Origin of the sequence: Lysobacter alkalisoli, from assembly GCF_006547045.1 — a bacterium.
GTDB lineage: Bacteria > Pseudomonadota > Gammaproteobacteria > Xanthomonadales > Xanthomonadaceae > Marilutibacter > Marilutibacter alkalisoli.
Genome location: NZ_CP041242.1, coordinates 358,353 through 373,341 on the forward strand (window position 1 = coordinate 358,353; position 14,989 = coordinate 373,341).

Below are 14,989 nucleotides of genomic sequence, written 5' to 3' on the forward strand. Positions count from 1 at the left end.
ATGCTGGATCCATGAAGATTCCGATCCGCCTGCGCGATGCGACGCCAGACGATCTCGGTTTGCTGCGCCACTGGGACGAACAGCCGCACGTGGTCGCCGCCGATCCGAACGACGACTGGGGCTGGGAAACCGAACTGCAGCGCAATCCGGACTGGCGCGAGCTGCTGATCGCCGAAGTGCGTGAGGCGCCGGGCGACGACTGGCGGCCGCTCGGCTTCCTCCAGATCATCGACCCGGCCCGCGAGGACAGCCATTACTGGGGCGAGGTGCCTGAGCGCTTGCGCGCGATCGACATCTGGATCGGTGAGGCCGATGACCTGGGTCGTGGCTTCGGCACCGAAATGATGCGGCAGGCACTGGCGCGTTGTTTCGCCGCGGACGACGTGGAAGCGGTGCTGATCGATCCGCTGGCGTCCAACGTCCGGGCGCATGCGTTCTACGAGAGGTTCGGCTTCCGCTTCGTCGAGCGGCGCTGGTTCGGTGCGGACGACTGCTTCGTCTACCGGCTCGACCGGATCGACTGGACGCCCTGAGCGATCAGGCTGCCGCAGTCACGTCGCGCAATTCCCAATGCCGTCCGGCCAGCAGCCGCATGCGATGCTTGAGCACGCTGCCGGACAGGGCCGTGGTGACCACCAGGTTGATGCGCAGGTGGTGCTGCTCACCCTTGACCGTGGCATCCGGATCGGTCGCGCCGAGCGAGGGGTCGACCTCGTCCGGTTCGTCCTGCATCAGTCGCCAGCGTTCGAACAGGGTGTCGTGACGCAAGGCGTCCTGCAGCTGTTCGGCGAAAGCATCGCCGCCCTGGGCGGTGAATGACAACGACGGTTCATCGCCGCGTGCGGTGGCGCCGTCGGGAAGAGTGAGGTAGTAGCGGGCCGCCATGGGGTCCTTGTGCGCGTTGGCTTTTACTAGGCTAGGTGATGTGGCGTTCGGAGGGCGTTAAACGGTTGCAACGTCATTCCGGCTAGGGTCGCCCGGGCGACCCTAGCCTTCACGGGCATGGTGATGCCTGGTCAATGCGTATGGCCATGCCCGCCCGGCGCGCCATGGCCCTTCGGGCAATGGCAGATCGCGGTCGGGCCGAACTCCAGGCCGAAGGTCTGGCCGTCGCGATGCCGCTGCCAATAGAACTGCGGAGCGGCCTCGCCGCGGTTGCCGACCTCGGCCATGTCGGCATCGACGTCGAACAGGCGGCCATCGACCATCACGTAGCGGGTATCGATCGTGCTGCGGATGTTCTCCAGCGGATTGGAGTTGAGCACTACCAGGTCGGCCTGCTTGCCGGTCTCGATCGAGCCGATCTGCCTGGACAGGCCGATCAGGTCGGCGCCGTCGATGGTCGCCGCGCGCAGCGCCTCGAAGTTGCTGAAGCCGCCCTGGACCAGCATCCAGGTTTCCCAGTTCGGGCTCAGGCCCTGCAGTTGGCCGTGGCCGCCGACGGTGATCTTCACCCCGGCGTCGCGCAGGACTTTCGTGGCCTTCGCCACTTCGATGTGCCAGTAGTCCCAGTCCGGTGCCGTTTCGCGGCGGATGCTGCGCGCGTCCAGCGTCTCGCGCGGGAAGAAGCGGTTGAGCTTCGGATCTTCCCACACGTTGTCGCGTGCGTACCACCAGTATTCGCCGGACAGGCCGCCGTAGGAGACGACCAGGGTCGGCGTGTTGCGCACGTCGGTCTGCGACCACAGCTGCACCACGTCCTTGTACAGCGGCGCGACCGGCAGGTTGTGTTCGATGCTGGTGGCGCCGTCCAGGATCATGGTCATGTTGTGATGGAAGGTGCTGCCGCCTTCCTCGACCACCAGCATGCCCAGCTCGCGCGCGGCCTGGTTGATCTGCTGGCGCTGGTCGCGGCGCGGCTGGTTGTAGCTCTTGACCGAGAACGCGCCATTGGCCTTCATCCGCGACAGGTGGCCACGGGCGTCGTCGAGCGAGTTGACCACCGCCTTGAAGTCGCCGTCGGCGCCGTACAGGATCGTGCCGGTCGAGAACACGCGCGGGCCGACCATCTTGCCCGCCTTCTGCAGCTCGGCCTCGGAGAACACGAACTCGGTGGTCGCCGAGGGGTCGTGCATCGAGGTGACGCCGAAGGCGAGGTTGGCGTAATAGGCCCAGTTCTGCTGCGGCACCACGCCCTGGCCGAAGTGCGCGGCATGCGCGTGCACGTCGATGTAACCGGGCACGATGGTCTTGCCGCTGGCGTCGATCACGCGTGCGCCGGCCGGCACGGCGACATCGCGGCCGACCGCCTCGATCACGTCGCCGCGCACGACCACGGTGCCGTTCTCGATCACTTCCTCGCGGTTCTCGGCGTCGCGCATGGTGACGATGCGGGCATTGGTGAATGCGACCACGTCCTTCGGCGCATCGACCGGCACTTGCAGGCCGATCGCGATGCCGCCGTTGTTGCTCGGCTCGGGGAGGTCATCGGGTGCGCCGTCCACGAACCTGAAGCTGTCACGCAGACCGCGCGAGAAGTAGCGGTCGCCGACCATCCAGTGCAGCGACTTCGAATCCGCGCTCCAGTGCAGGTAGCTGCCGACGTTCTCGGTGACCTTGCTGACCGGCACCGCCTTGCTGTCCTTGTTCAGCTCGATCGCCTTGCCGGCGACCGGCATCGGCGCGACGTAGGCGTTGAACAGCTCGGTGAAGGCGACCCACTGCCCGTCCGGCGACAGGCTGACCGAATCGACGTACTTGAGGTCGAACACCTCGCGCTCGTCCTCGCCGTTGAGGCCGACCGACATCAGCTTCTTCTTCAACCCGCCGCCGGTGAGGAAAAGAATGCGCTTGCCGTCGGTGCTGAACTGCGGCGCCTCGCCTTCGTCGGCCACGCGCACCGGGTTGCCGCCGTTGGCGGACATCACGTAGATGCCGCGATCGCCCGACCACAGCGAACCGGTCAGGCCGCCGCCGCCGGACTTGCTGTAGACGATGCGCCTGCCGTCGGGCGAGAAGCGTGGGCCGTAGTAGAAGCCCTTTTCCTGGGTCAGGCGGGTGCCGGTACCGCCACCGCTGGCACTGCGCACGTAGATCGCGCCCATGCCGGCATCGGACCAGGTGGTGTAGAGCAGCTTGCTGCCGTCGGGGCTGAAGCTGGGCTGGTACTCGTGGACATTGCTGTTGGAGGTCAGCCGCTCCGGGCGTCCGTCCGGCAGCCGCTTGCGCCACAGCTGGCCGACCGCGTGGAAGACCAGGGTGCGGCCGTCGGCCGAAGTGGCGACGTCGCGGATCATCTTCGGCGCGAACGATCCTTCATCGATCGCCTGTTCGAAGCGCAGCGGCTCGGCCACGACCTGCTCGACGCTGGCGGTGAACGGGATGTCGCTGGCGTTGCCCGTGGCGGTGTCGACCCGCCACAGCTTGCCCTGCGCCCAGACCACCACCGACTTCGAATCCGGCATCCAGTCGAAGTTCGCGTACGGGCCGAAGATCGCCCACGCCTCCTGCTGGTCGTGCGACAGGCCGTCCCAGACCGGGCGGACCTCGCCGCTGCGGATGTCGAGCACGTGCAGCACCGACTTGTCGCGCACGCGCTTGACGAAGGCCAGCGACCTGCCGTCCGGCGACGGCTGCGGACGCACCGCGCCACCGGGAGTGGCGATGACCGTCTCGGCCTCGCCGCTTTCCAGGTCCAGGCGCTTGATCGCGTAGATCACCCCGTGCGGGTTCTTGTTGTACTGGAAGGTCGGGCCGTCGCTGACGTCCTCGGAGAAATACACGTAACGCCCGTCCGGCGACACCGCCGGTTCGCCCAGGTCCTGCTGGTCGTTCTTCTTCTCGGTCAGCTGCACGCCGCCGCCGGCCTCGCCACTGGCGTGGTACATCCACAGTTCGCCGGCGCCGAGCGAGCGGGTCGAGGTGAAGTGCTTGCGGCCGATGATGAAGCGCCCGTCCGGCGTCCATGCGGGGTTGTTGAGCAGGCGGAAATCCTCCTTCGTCACCTGCACCGGGTCGCTGCCATCGGCGCGGACGTGCCAGAGATTGTTGCCGCCGCCACGGTCGGAGGTGAAGGCGATCCTGCGGCCGTCCGGCGACCATCGCGGCTGCACGTCCCAGGCCGGGCCGGAGCTGATCCGGGTCGCGCTGCCGCCGGCCACCGGCAGGGTGTAGAGGTCGCCGAGCAGCGAGAACGCCAGCCTGCGCCCGTCCGGCGACACGTCCACGTCCATCCAGGTGCCTTCGTCGGTCTCGAAGCGGACCGTCTTGACCGGGCCGTGCGGTGCGCTGACGTCCCACTTGGCCTCGTCCTTGTCGGCCTCGCCGCGGCCGCGCGCAGTCTGTACGGAAGCCTTGGCGGGATCGCTGCCGACCGGGTCCAGCGCGTCCTGCTCCAGCTGCGCTTCGTCTTCCTGCTGCAGGTCGTCCTGCTGTTCGGCCGGCTGTGGATCCTGGGCCAGGGCGGGCACGGCGATGAGGGACAGGGCGCTGGCGAGCGCGGCGGCCAGGGCAAGGCGGCTGGGTCGGTGGTGCTTCATCGGCGGATCGCTTCCACGGGCAAAAGACCCCGCAGCCTAACCTGCCGGCGGGCCGACGGCACCGGGCCGAAAGTCGTGTCCGCTATCCCTGAACTGCCCAGATTCGTAGCCCGGGTAAGGCGAAGCCGCACCCGGGAACGGTCCCGGGTGCGCTTCGCTTACCCGGGCTACGGGAAACGGGAACGGGTTTCTCAACCGAACGCCGGCGAATTCTCCGCGGCGAAGCCGACAACAAGCGCGCCCTTGCCGACGTTGACCATGCCGGTCAGGCTCATCACGCTCTCGAACAGTTCGATGTTGTTGTCGGCACAGGTACGCTCCAGGTCGTGGTAACCGGGCAGCATGCGCATCTCCTCGAGCTCGCCGCCGTAGCTCAGGCACACGGTCGGGGTCATCAGGCCGGCGTGGATGCGCGCGATGGTGAACGCGAACAGCTTCTCCACCGCCGGTTCGAAGCCCTTGATCTTGGCCACCGGCCCGGTTTCGCCGCGGTAGCCGCGCAGCACCGGCTTGATGTCGAGTGCGCTGCCGAGCGCGGCGCTGAGCAGGCCGACGCTGCGGTCGTTCTTCTTGCGTGCCCGCGCGCGCAGGTAGTAGAGGTCGCGCGGGATCATGTAGCCGTGGGTGTGCAGGGCCAGGTGTTCCAGCCGGGCGCGGATCTTCGGCGGGCCTTCGCCGGCCTCGCGCAGGCGGATCGCCTCCACCGCGGTGATGCCCTGGGCGGCGAACAGGTTCTGGGTGTCGATGACCCGCAGCGCGAACGGGGTGTCGTGGCCGGCCGCGGAACGCACCGGCCGGTAGTCGTTGAGGATCGAGAAGCCGGCCTGGGTGGCGTTGTCGAAGATCGGGCTGCGCGAGCGGGTGATCGTCATGCAGAACACATGGTCGTAGTCGATCACCAGCCGTTCCAGGAACAGGTCATGGATCTGCTGGACCGTGAACGGCATGGTTTCGGCCTCGGCGCCACGCTCGGCGACGTGGGCATGCAGGAACTCCAGCGTGGCCTGTTCGTTGCGGTGGTCGGCCAGCACCGCCTCGCCGATGCGCACGGTGATCGGCAGGATGGTGACGTCGTGCCGCTGCAGGTAGTCCAGCGGCAGGTCGCAGGCGGAATCGACGACAAGTCCAATGCGCATGGGGGAATCCCGGTCAGGGAAGGCATTCGGGCGGCAGCATAGCGCCGATGGGGTGAAGGGCTCATGTTGCGTCGCGTCACCTGACGGGTGTGATCGCCATCACGTAATGGTCTGCACGGCGCGGACTTGCGGCAGCGACGGTGTGGGCAGAGACTGGAGGCACGGGCTGCGTCGATTCAGGGGTTGATCATGCACCGAAGGGGGGCCGCGCTGCGGGCATTCCTGCTGCCAGTCCTCCTGGTCCCGATCCTGTTGCTGGGCGCCTGCTCCCCAGGCCAGGGCGGGGCGGGCATCGAGCGTATCGATCGCCACCTCGGCAGCCTGCCGCCGGACTCGCCGCAGACCGTGGCGGCGGCACGCGACATCGATTACCGCCCCTTGCCCGAGACCTCGCACCTGGCCGAGGCGATGGCCGGCAGCGGCTGGTGGCGGATCACCCCGGCTCCAGCACCGCCAGCGGACGCGGGGGCCGGCCGCCAGCGCCTGCTGCTGCTCTACTACCCCTACAGCGCCGAAGTGACCGTGCTGATGCGGTCGGCCGGAGAACCGGTTACCGCGTCGATCTTCGAATCCGGGCTCGACCCGGCCTGGTCGCGCCGTGCGCTGGTGTTCCCGCTGGATAGCGACGGGCCCATCCATGTCGGCGTGCGCGGCGCGCGTTATCCGTTGCCGGTCGAGATCGCCGATGCGCACGAATACGCCGCACGGGACCGCAACCACATGCGCCTGCTGTGGGGCAGCGGTGGGATCCTCGTCGGCGTGTCGCTGGCGGTGCTGCTGTTCTGGTGTCTGCTGCGCGAACGGGTCTACCTGCTGTTCTCGGCAAGCATGGCGTTGCAGCTGCTGTACGTGCTGTGCGCGTATGGCGAGGCCTACAGCGTGCCAGGGCTGGCGTGGCTGGCGCGGTTCGGCGTGGAGGGGATCTGGTTCATCGCCACCTGCTCGACGATGGTGGCGGTGCTGTTCCTGCTCGACTTCGCCGAGCTGCGGCCGCGGGCGCCGGCGCTGAGCTTCACCCTGTTCTGGGTCGGGGTGGCATTGCCGTCGGTGTTGCTGGTCGGCCTGCTGCTGCCATGGCCGGCCGACAAGTCGTGGTTCCCGCCGATGGGCAACAGCCTGCTGCTGCTGGCCAACGCGGTCGCCATCGTCACCCTGCTGCGGGTGTGGCTGGGCGGCGGGCGCCATGCCGGGCTGGTGCTGATCGCCTGGGTCCCCATGGTCGTCGCCTCCACCGCGCGTACCGTGCAGCTGGCCGCAGGCGTCCCGCTGACGCCCTGGCTGGAATACGGATTGCCGCTGCTGCTGGCTTTCGCCTCGGTGGTGCTGGTGCTCGGCCTCGCCGATCGCATGCTGACCTTCCGTCGCGAGCGCGATGCCGCCAAGCAGCACGCCGAGCACGATGGCCTGACCGGCGCCTTCAACCGCGACGGCATCATCAAGCGGTTGCGCCGGGCCGTGGCCGAAGTCGCCCGCAGCCACCAGCCGGTGTCGGTTCTGTTCCTCGACCTCGACCACTTCAAGGCCATCAACGACAACTACGGCCACGCGGTCGGCGATGCCTGTCTGCGCACGGTGGTCGCGATGATCCGCGACCAGGCCCGGCTCGGCGACCAGCTTGGCCGGGTCGGGGGCGAGGAATTCCTGCTTTACCTGCCCGGCGCGACCCTGGCTGCCGCGCGCGGCACCGCCGAGCGCCTGCGACTGGAAGTCGAGTCGCGCTGCCGGCAGGTGATGGGTGCGCCGGTGGCGCTGACCCTGAGCATCGGCGTGGTCGAATACCGGCCCGGGGAGACGGTGGACGCGCTGATCCAGCGTGCCGACGAGGCGATGTACGAGGCCAAGCGCACCGGTCGCAATCGGGTGGTCGTACTCGCCGCGGCGTAGCGGGGCAAGTGGCGAGTGAAGAGTGAAGAGGAGCGAGCCGTGAGGAAAAACAGACGCCGGCTCACCCCTCGTTTCTCACTCCTCTCCCCTCACACTTCTCCTCGCGCTATTCGTCTATCGCCGGATACGCCCGCGGCAGGCCGCCCTGTTCGCGTGGCGTTTCGCTGCGCAGGTAGCGGTCGCGCAGTTCGGTCTGGCGGCTGCGCATCGGCAGCGCACGCCCCCCCATCCATACCTGCAACGCGACCGCGTTGACCTCAAGCGGGTCGCCGTTCCACAGCACCAGGTCGGCGCGTTGGCCGACCGCGATACTGCCGACCTTGTCGGCCACGCCCAGCGCCTGTGCCGGCACCGAGGTCAGTCCCGCCAGGCCCTTTTCCCACGGCAGGCCGTGGGCAACGGCATTGCCGGCCAATTGGCGGATCTTGCGCGCATTGTGCGAGGCGTCGCCGGCCTGGCTGAAGCCGACCTGCACCCCGGCCGCGGCCAGTCGCATGGCGTTCTCGAAGTTCGAATGGATCGAATCGAAGCTCGACGGCAGATTGCCGAGCGGATCGACGAACACCGGCACCTGCGCCGCGGCGAGGTCGCCGGCCAGCTTCCAGGCCTCGGCACCGCCGGAAATCGCCACTTTCACGTTCTGCCGCTTCGCCCAGCGCAGCAACTGGCGGATGTCGGCGGCACGATTGACGCCGACCATCACCCGGCCGCCTCCGTCGAGATACCGCAGCAGGGTACGCCGGCCGGCCGGAGTCAGCAGGGTCCCGTTGGCGCCGGTCGGGATGCGGCCGCGGGCCTCGTCGACAAGCTGGTCGAGCAGCATCCACTGCGCCGCGCGCGACTTGCCGGTCAGGCCCGCGGTACCGCCGCCGAGCTGTACGAACAGCACCCGGCCGCCGACCGGATCGGCACTGCCGTCGAGGCGGACCACGCCGCCCTGACCGCCGACGATCGAACCTCCCATCGTGCTGCCGACACCGAGCAGGGTCCAGCCGATGCCCTCGATGCGGCTGACCGGCACCAGTACCGAGTCGGGGTTGTAGGCCAGGGTCACGTCGAACTCGGGCCGCACCACCATTTCCTTGGTTTCCGCCCCGAGTGCGAGCGCGGCATCGACCGTGCTTTCCTCACCGGAGACTTCCTCGATGCCGATCCCGCTGATGCCACCGAACAGGGTCGGGGTGAGCGGGCGGCCGCCGGCCTCGATCACCTGCGCGCCAGCCGGTGCCGACAGTCCGCTGCCGACTGCGCGCACCACGCCAGCGGTCACCAGCACGTCGGCATTCTCCAGCGTGCCCTGCGCGGTGGCGGTGTGGATGCGGGCGTTGCGAATCAGCAGATCCTGGGCGTTGACGGCGGCGCTGACCAAGAACAACGCCGTCATCCCCGCGAAGGCGGGGATCCATGGACGTCGATTCTGGTTCCGGGCGTGCGCAGTGAACGTCCTTGGATCTTCGATCCCCGGCCTTTGCGTACAGCGCTCGGGTGTTCGAGCGGGCGCGAGCCAATGACTCGCAATCAGCCCGCCCTCACTCTCGTCTTCGCGAGGGCGACGACGGAGAAAGGCCGCTATCTTCAACATCCTCACAGCACACCTCCCTGCGCGGTCGCGCCCTGTCCCAGCATGAAGTCCGAGGCCGGCTGGCGACTGCGGTCGCCCCGGTCGTACACGCGCGCGCCGTCGATCCAGACCTGCTCGGCCTGGGCATAGACGCTGAACGGATTACCGCTCCACAGCACCACGTCGGCCATCTTGCCGTGCTCCAGGGTGCCGGTCTGGTCGAGGACGCCGAGCGACTTCGCCGCGTTGGAGGTCAGCCAGCGGATCGCGCGCTCGGGCGCGATGTCCATGCCGGCCCGGCCGGCCTGCGCCATCACCTTGGCCGCCTCCTGGTTGAGGCGCTGGATGCCTTCGGCCGAATCCGAATGCACGATCGCGCAGCTGCCCTCCGGCCGGTCGACCAGGGCGATGTTCTCCTGGATGCCGTCGAAGGCCTCCATCTTGAAGCCCCACCAGTCCGCCCACAGTGCGCCGCAGACGTCCTCGGCCGCGAGCCGGTCGGCGAGCTTGTAGGCCTCCACGCCGTGATGGAAGGCGGCGACCTTGAAGCCGAACTCGTCGGCCAGGTCGAGCATGGTCGCCATCTCGTCGGCGCGGTAGCAGTGGATATGGACCAGGATGTCGCCGTTGATCGCGCCGGCGAGGGTGTCGAGCTTGAGGTCGCGCTTGCCGTTGCCATTGCCATTGTCCGACTTGCGGTCTGACGACTTGCCGCGGCGCCTGCCGCTGTCGGCGGGCTTGTTCTTGGCCAGGTACTCGGCGGCGTCGATGAAGGCGGCGCGGTAGCCGGCGACGTTGCCCATACGGGTCCCCGGCGCCGAGCCGCGGCCGCCGTAGACGCGCTTTGGGTTCTCGCCGCAGGCCATCTTCAGCCCCCACGGCGCGTCCGGGAATTTCATCGCCTGGACGGTGGTGGCCGCCACGTTCTTCAGCGTGACCCCGCGGCCGCCGATCAGGTTGGCGCTGCCGGGCAGGATCTGCAGCGAAGTCACGCCGCCGGCCAGCGCCGCGGCGAAGCCCGGGTCCTGAGGCCACACCGAATGCTCGGCCCAGACGTGGGCAGTGACCGGGTTGGTCATCTCGTTGCCGTCGCCGTGGGCGTGGGCGCTGGGGCTGGGGTAGACGCCCAGATGCGAGTGGACATCGATGATGCCCGGGGTGACCCATTTGCCGCTGCCGTCGACCACGCTCGCGCCGTCGGCCGACAGGCCCGTGCCGACCGCCTCGATGCGGCCATCGCGCATCAGTACGTCGGCATTGTCGAGGCGCTCGCCGGTGCCGGTCAGCACGGTGGCGCCGCGGATCAGCACCGGTGGCGAGGCGATCCGCTGGTAGGTGCTGGGGTAGGGGTCGTCGACGAAGCGTGGTTTAGCGGCAGGCGACTTCGCCGCACCGGCGGCCAGGGCCGGGCCGCACGCAAGCGTCGTGGCAAGCGCCACGGCGAGTGTGGCGTTCAAGGATCGGATCATGGTCAGGGATTCCCCGGTGGCGCGGATGACAACCTGCTGACCGTAGACGGCACCGCGACCGGTGCCAACCCTGACGAAGGTCATGGTGGGTAATATGTCGCGATGAAAACCAAACACCAGATCGTCGAAAACTGGCTTCCCCGCTATACCGGCGTCCCTCTGGACGGCTTCGGCGAGCATGTCCTGCTGACCAACTTCGGCGGCTATCTCGATATCTTCGCCAGCCTGACAGGTGCCGAAGTGGTCGGCCGCGACCGGCCCATGCCGAGCGTGACCGTCGACGGCATCACCATGATCAACTTCGGCATGGGCAGCGCCAACGCGGCTACGGTAATGGACCTGCTCTCGGCGATCGGCCCGAAGGCGGTGCTGTTCCTCGGCAAGTGCGGCGGGCTCAAGCGCAAGAACAGGCTCGGTGACCTGGTCCTGCCGATCGCGGCGATCCGCGGCGAGGGGACCAGCAACGACTACCTGCCGCCGGAGGTGCCGGCGCTGCCCGCGTTCGCCCTGCAGCGCGCGGTGTCGACCACGATCCGGGATCTCGAGCACGACTACTGGACCGGCACCGTCTACACCACCAATCGCCGGGTCTGGGAACATGACGACGCATTCAAGAAGCGCCTGCGCGCGATGCGCTGCATGGCGATCGACATGGAGACCGCGACCGTATTCGCCGCCGGCTTCGCCAACCGGATCCCCTGCGGCGCGCTGTTGCTGGTGTCCGACCAGCCGATGATCCCGGAAGGCGTCAAGACCGAGGCCTCCGACGCCAAGGTCAGCGCCAGCTTCGTCAACGCCCACATCAACATCGGCATCGAGGCACTACGGCTGATCCGCCGTCACGGCAAATCGGTCCGGCACCTGCGTTTCGACGAATAGCCCGTTCCGGGCAGGGTTCGCAGCGACTGAGACCCCATCAGGGCACACTTTCCTGCCGGACACGGACGGCACAAGCGGAGCAGGACATGGTCGAGAAACTGGTCTACCTCATCGTCGGCGCGCTGCTGACCTGGGCGTTCTATTTCATCCAGCGCCGGGTCGAGCGTCGTGGCACCGTCGATGCGATCGAGCGTCACCGCAAGCTGCTCGCGCTGCAGCAGGACCTGAAGAACGCCGAAACCAGCCTGGACGAGCTGCGCCGTTTCGAGCACCGCCTGATCGGCCGGGCCGAGATCGCCGCGCGCATCGCCGACAACTACTTCACCAAGGCCGAGGAACTGGCCCGCCATACGCGCGAGGACGACACCGCCTCGGACATCGACCGTGAGGCGATCGCCGCCTTCCGCCGTGCCAATGCCGAACTCGAACAGCTCGTGGCGCACCTGCGCCAGCAGCTCGACGGTGAGTCCCTGCATGATTTCGAAAAGGCCCACGCGCGCTGGCTCGACTACCGGGAGCGTTACGCCCGCTTCATCGCCACCAGTTATTCCGGCGGCGCGCTGCGACCGTTGATCCACGCAGTGACGCTGGAGAGCGTGACCCTGGCCTGGATCAGCGAACTGGAAATGCAGCTCGGCGACGAGGATGAAGACGCCGACGCCGACGCCGATATCGATGCCGAAGCCGAAGCCGAAGACGCGGCCTGAGCGATATCGCTGTGCACCTGCTAGGGTAGGGCGCCCACTCGATCGAGAGGTTTACCGTAGTGAATGTAACCCCGAAGGAAGTCGTCGACTTCTGGCGCGATGCCGGCCCGGAACGCTGGTTCTCCAAGGACGAGACCTTCGACGACATGTGCGAGATGGCGTTCGAGGATGCCGTCGAGGACGCTGCCGCCGGCAAGGCCGAGGGCTGGATGGAATCCGCCGAGGGCGCACTCGCGCTGGTGCTGCTGCTCGACCAGATGCCTCGCAACATCCACCGTGGCACCGCCAAGGCCTTCGCGTTCGACGAACTGGCCCGCCGCCATGCGGCCGAGGCGGTCGATCGCGGCTACGACGCCGAAGTCGAACCGGCGCTGCGGGCGTTCTTCTACCTGCCGTTCGAGCACTCCGAGGACATCGAGGACCAGCGACGCTCGGTCGAGCTGCACCGCAACCTGCCCGGCGAGGACGCCGACAAGTGGGCGGTGTTGCACCTGGAGATCATCGAGAAGTTCGGCCGCTTTCCGCACCGCAACGCCGTGCTCGGCCGTGAAACCACGCCGGAAGAGCAGGCCTGGCTGGATGCGGGCGGGTTCAAGGGCTGAGTCTGAGGACGCCGGTGGCATGGCCGCCGGCGTCTCCGCAAAGCCCCCCGCACCCGGGAGAAGTAGCAAGAAAAAAGGCGCCGGGGATGATCCCGACGCCTTTCGGCTTGCGGAAAAGAAGGCGGTGTAGCGCTCAGTACTTCGGAATCGCCCCGTCCACGTCCGCCCAGGCGTCGATGCCGCCCTCGACGTTGTAGACCTCGCGGAAACCGAGGCCGCGGAAATGCTCGCCAGCCTGCATGCTGCGATTGCCGTGGTGGCAGAGGAAAGCGAGCGGAGTGGACTTGTCCAGCGCTTCGAGGCGTTGCAGCGCGCCGTCATCGATCGTCTCGAAGGCGACGTTGACCGAGGCCAGCGCGCGTTCCTCGGCCGGGCGCACGTCGACCAGGGTCAGGGTGCCGGCGGCGACCCGCTGGGCGACCTCGGCCGGGCTGATAGGCCTGACCTTCGGCGGCGCGTTCGGGTTCTCGATCACCAGTCCGCGGCCGCGCTCGTCGTCGACCCAGTCGATCGACAGGCCGTCGGCACGGCGCACGCCGGCCAGGTCGAACTGCAGGCGCAGGCCGTCGACTTCGACCGCAATCGCATTCGCGTCGGCCGGGGCCAGCTGCAGGCGGGTCTGGAAGCGCGGGTCGACCTCGACCTGCACCGCGTAGCCTTCGCCGGCGTTGGCGGCGGCGTCGCGCAGCATCTGCACCGCGGCCGGGGTCACGCTGACGGTTGGCGGGGTACGGTCCGGCGCCGGCACGCCCAGCGCGGCGTGCAGTTCGCCGGAATTGACCATCTGCTCGACGATGTCGCTGCCGCCGACCAGCTCGCCGCCGATGTACAGCTGCGGGATGGTCGGCCACTGGCCGTATTCCTTGATGCCCTCGCGGATCTCCGGGTCGGACAACACGTCGATGTGTGCATAGCCTTCCGGCAGCAGCGCGTTCAGCACGCCGACGGCCTTGGCCGAGAAGCCGCATTGCGGCGCGTCGGGCACGCCCTTCATGAACAGCACGACGCGGTTCGATTGCAGCAGGGATTCGATGCGCGAACGCACGGCGGGATCGAGGGACATGGATACGGTTCCGTGGAGCGGGGGAGCCCGCTATTTTACGCCTCCTTTGCTATCGATCGCCGGGCAGGGCGACCGGAGCATCCGCACGGACCTCGCTTACCAGAATCGGCAGCGGCCACGCACCGCCTGGAAAGCCCTTGCACAGCCCCGTGGATTGCTCGTGGCTGGCGATGAACTCGCTGCCGTTCCAGGTCCAGGTCTGCGAGCTCCAGCAGTCGCCCAGGCCGCGCCCCTTGTGCCCGGCATCGATCTGGCCACGCCGATAACCGCTGCCGTTGGTGGTCACCAGCACCGGTTGATGGGGCGGTTGTGCGTCGATCACCCAGTAGACGCTGCCGGCGTTGTACGCGGCGAGCCAGCAGCGCGTGGATACCAGGAGCTTGCCGTGCGACAGCCCGGTGACGGTGAATTCCGATGCGTCCCCATTCTCGTCGTGGCCAGCGGGCAGATCCATGCACGTGTCGGCATCCAGCTGTGCCCTCAGTTCGCGGGCCAGAGCGGCCATCTCGCGGGGCGGCAAGGCGATGTCGGCATCGTCCGTTGCGGGCATGTGGATCACCGGAAGTGGACGCGGTGGCGGCACCCTCGATTCGTCGCGCGGACCCCTGCGCACCAATGCGCCGCGGGTGCCGAGCCGGCCCTGCGCCTCGTCCATTTTCAGCAGCACCGCGGCGGCGCCCCGGTCCGACAGCCTGTAGACCTCGCCGCCCGGTGACGTCCACTCGATGCGACTGTCGCGTGTCAGTGCCTCCAGCAGCGCGCTGGTCTGCGCCGGCGTCAGTGCGCCGGACACGGCGTCATCGCTGCCTGCGGAAACTGGGCCAAGGTCCTGTCCGTTGATCCGCAGGGACAGCGGAAACGCCTGCGCCGTGGACTCGCCGGAGGCGTCCCATGCCTCTGCGATCTGGACCTCGGCGGTCACCGGCTGCTCCGGTCCGGCCCGGCGTGTGAGCAGGACCGATACCGGCAGGGTGTCGCTGTCGGGTTGGTAGCCGGCCGCGCGGCAGGTGCCGGTGTTGTCGCACGCCAGCAGCCAGTCGTGGTGGCCAAAGCCGATTCCGGTGTCGGCGGCCAGCGCCTGCGGTGACATCAGGGCGAGCGCGAGTACGATCCAGCCGGGCATTCCCTGCATGGCCTGCATTCCTTCATGTCCATGGAAGATCCGGCGATTCTACCTGCCCCGATCCCTGCAGGGGCCGGGTCCGGCGGG

12 protein-coding genes are annotated in these 14,989 nt (G+C 68.2%); 5 read left to right on the top strand and 7 right to left on the bottom strand.

Annotated elements, in window-relative coordinates:
• Positions 1-11 precede the first annotated feature (11 nt).
• Entirely contained in the window at positions 12-533 is a 522-nt protein-coding gene (locus tag FKV23_RS01520) for a GNAT family N-acetyltransferase (protein ID WP_141622269.1), read from the top strand.
• A 4-nt stretch (positions 534-537) separates the two neighbouring features.
• Here FKV23_RS01520 and FKV23_RS01525 read toward each other — a convergent pair whose 3' ends face one another.
• The 3 genes from FKV23_RS01525 to FKV23_RS01535 all read right to left on the bottom strand — a co-directional run bounded on the left by FKV23_RS01525 (position 538) and on the right by FKV23_RS01535 (position 5,614).
• The gene (locus FKV23_RS01525; protein ID WP_141622270.1) at positions 538-885 is read right to left on the bottom strand and encodes a hypothetical protein; all 348 of its coding nucleotides are present in this window, start codon (positions 883-885) and stop codon (positions 538-540) included.
• Positions 886-1,016: 131 nt separating this feature from the next.
• A complete protein-coding gene (locus FKV23_RS01530; RefSeq protein ID WP_208543215.1) occupies positions 1,017-4,478 on the bottom strand; it encodes an amidohydrolase family protein in 3,462 nt (1,153 codons plus the stop codon).
• Between the two features lie 191 nt (positions 4,479-4,669).
• Entirely contained in the window at positions 4,670-5,614 is a 945-nt protein-coding gene (locus tag FKV23_RS01535) for a DegV family protein (protein WP_141622271.1), read from the bottom strand.
• Between the two features lie 189 nt (positions 5,615-5,803).
• Here FKV23_RS01535 and FKV23_RS01540 point away from each other — a divergent pair, with 189 nt between their 5' ends.
• Positions 5,804-7,498: a sensor domain-containing diguanylate cyclase gene (locus tag FKV23_RS01540; RefSeq protein WP_141622272.1), complete on the top strand. Its 1,695-nt coding sequence runs from the start codon at positions 5,804-5,806 to the stop codon at positions 7,496-7,498.
• A 106-nt stretch (positions 7,499-7,604) separates the two neighbouring features.
• Here the strand turns inward: FKV23_RS01540 and FKV23_RS01545 are convergent, their stop codons facing one another.
• Complete coding sequence (locus tag FKV23_RS01545; protein ID WP_141622273.1) at positions 7,605-8,882, bottom strand: amidohydrolase family protein; 1,278 nt, start codon at positions 8,880-8,882, stop codon at positions 7,605-7,607.
• Between the two features lie 200 nt (positions 8,883-9,082).
• Positions 9,083-10,528, bottom strand: a complete 1,446-nt coding sequence (locus FKV23_RS01550; protein WP_167284884.1) for an amidohydrolase — start codon at positions 10,526-10,528, stop codon at positions 9,083-9,085.
• A gap of 102 nt (positions 10,529-10,630) precedes the next feature.
• On the opposite strand from FKV23_RS01550, the gene FKV23_RS01555 reads away from it, so the two are divergent.
• The 3 genes from FKV23_RS01555 to FKV23_RS01565 all read left to right on the top strand — a co-directional run bounded on the left by FKV23_RS01555 (position 10,631) and on the right by FKV23_RS01565 (position 12,716).
• Positions 10,631-11,407, top strand: coding sequence for an AMP nucleosidase (locus FKV23_RS01555; protein ID WP_141622275.1), 777 nt, complete (start codon positions 10,631-10,633; stop codon positions 11,405-11,407).
• 86 nt (positions 11,408-11,493) lie between these two features.
• Positions 11,494-12,114, top strand: a complete 621-nt coding sequence (locus tag FKV23_RS01560) for a lysozyme inhibitor LprI family protein (RefSeq protein ID WP_141622276.1) — start codon at positions 11,494-11,496, stop codon at positions 12,112-12,114.
• A gap of 59 nt (positions 12,115-12,173) precedes the next feature.
• Complete coding sequence (locus FKV23_RS01565) at positions 12,174-12,716, top strand: DUF924 family protein (protein WP_141622277.1); 543 nt, start codon at positions 12,174-12,176, stop codon at positions 12,714-12,716.
• Between the two features lie 133 nt (positions 12,717-12,849).
• On the opposite strand, the gene grxD is transcribed toward FKV23_RS01565, so the two are convergent.
• Both grxD and FKV23_RS01575 read right to left on the bottom strand, forming a co-directional pair.
• Complete coding sequence (grxD, locus tag FKV23_RS01570; protein ID WP_141622278.1) at positions 12,850-13,779, bottom strand: Grx4 family monothiol glutaredoxin; 930 nt, start codon at positions 13,777-13,779, stop codon at positions 12,850-12,852.
• 49 nt (positions 13,780-13,828) lie between these two features.
• A complete protein-coding gene (locus tag FKV23_RS01575; protein ID WP_244244066.1) occupies positions 13,829-14,911 on the bottom strand; it encodes a DUF1176 domain-containing protein in 1,083 nt (360 codons plus the stop codon).
• Positions 14,912-14,989 lie beyond the last annotated feature (78 nt).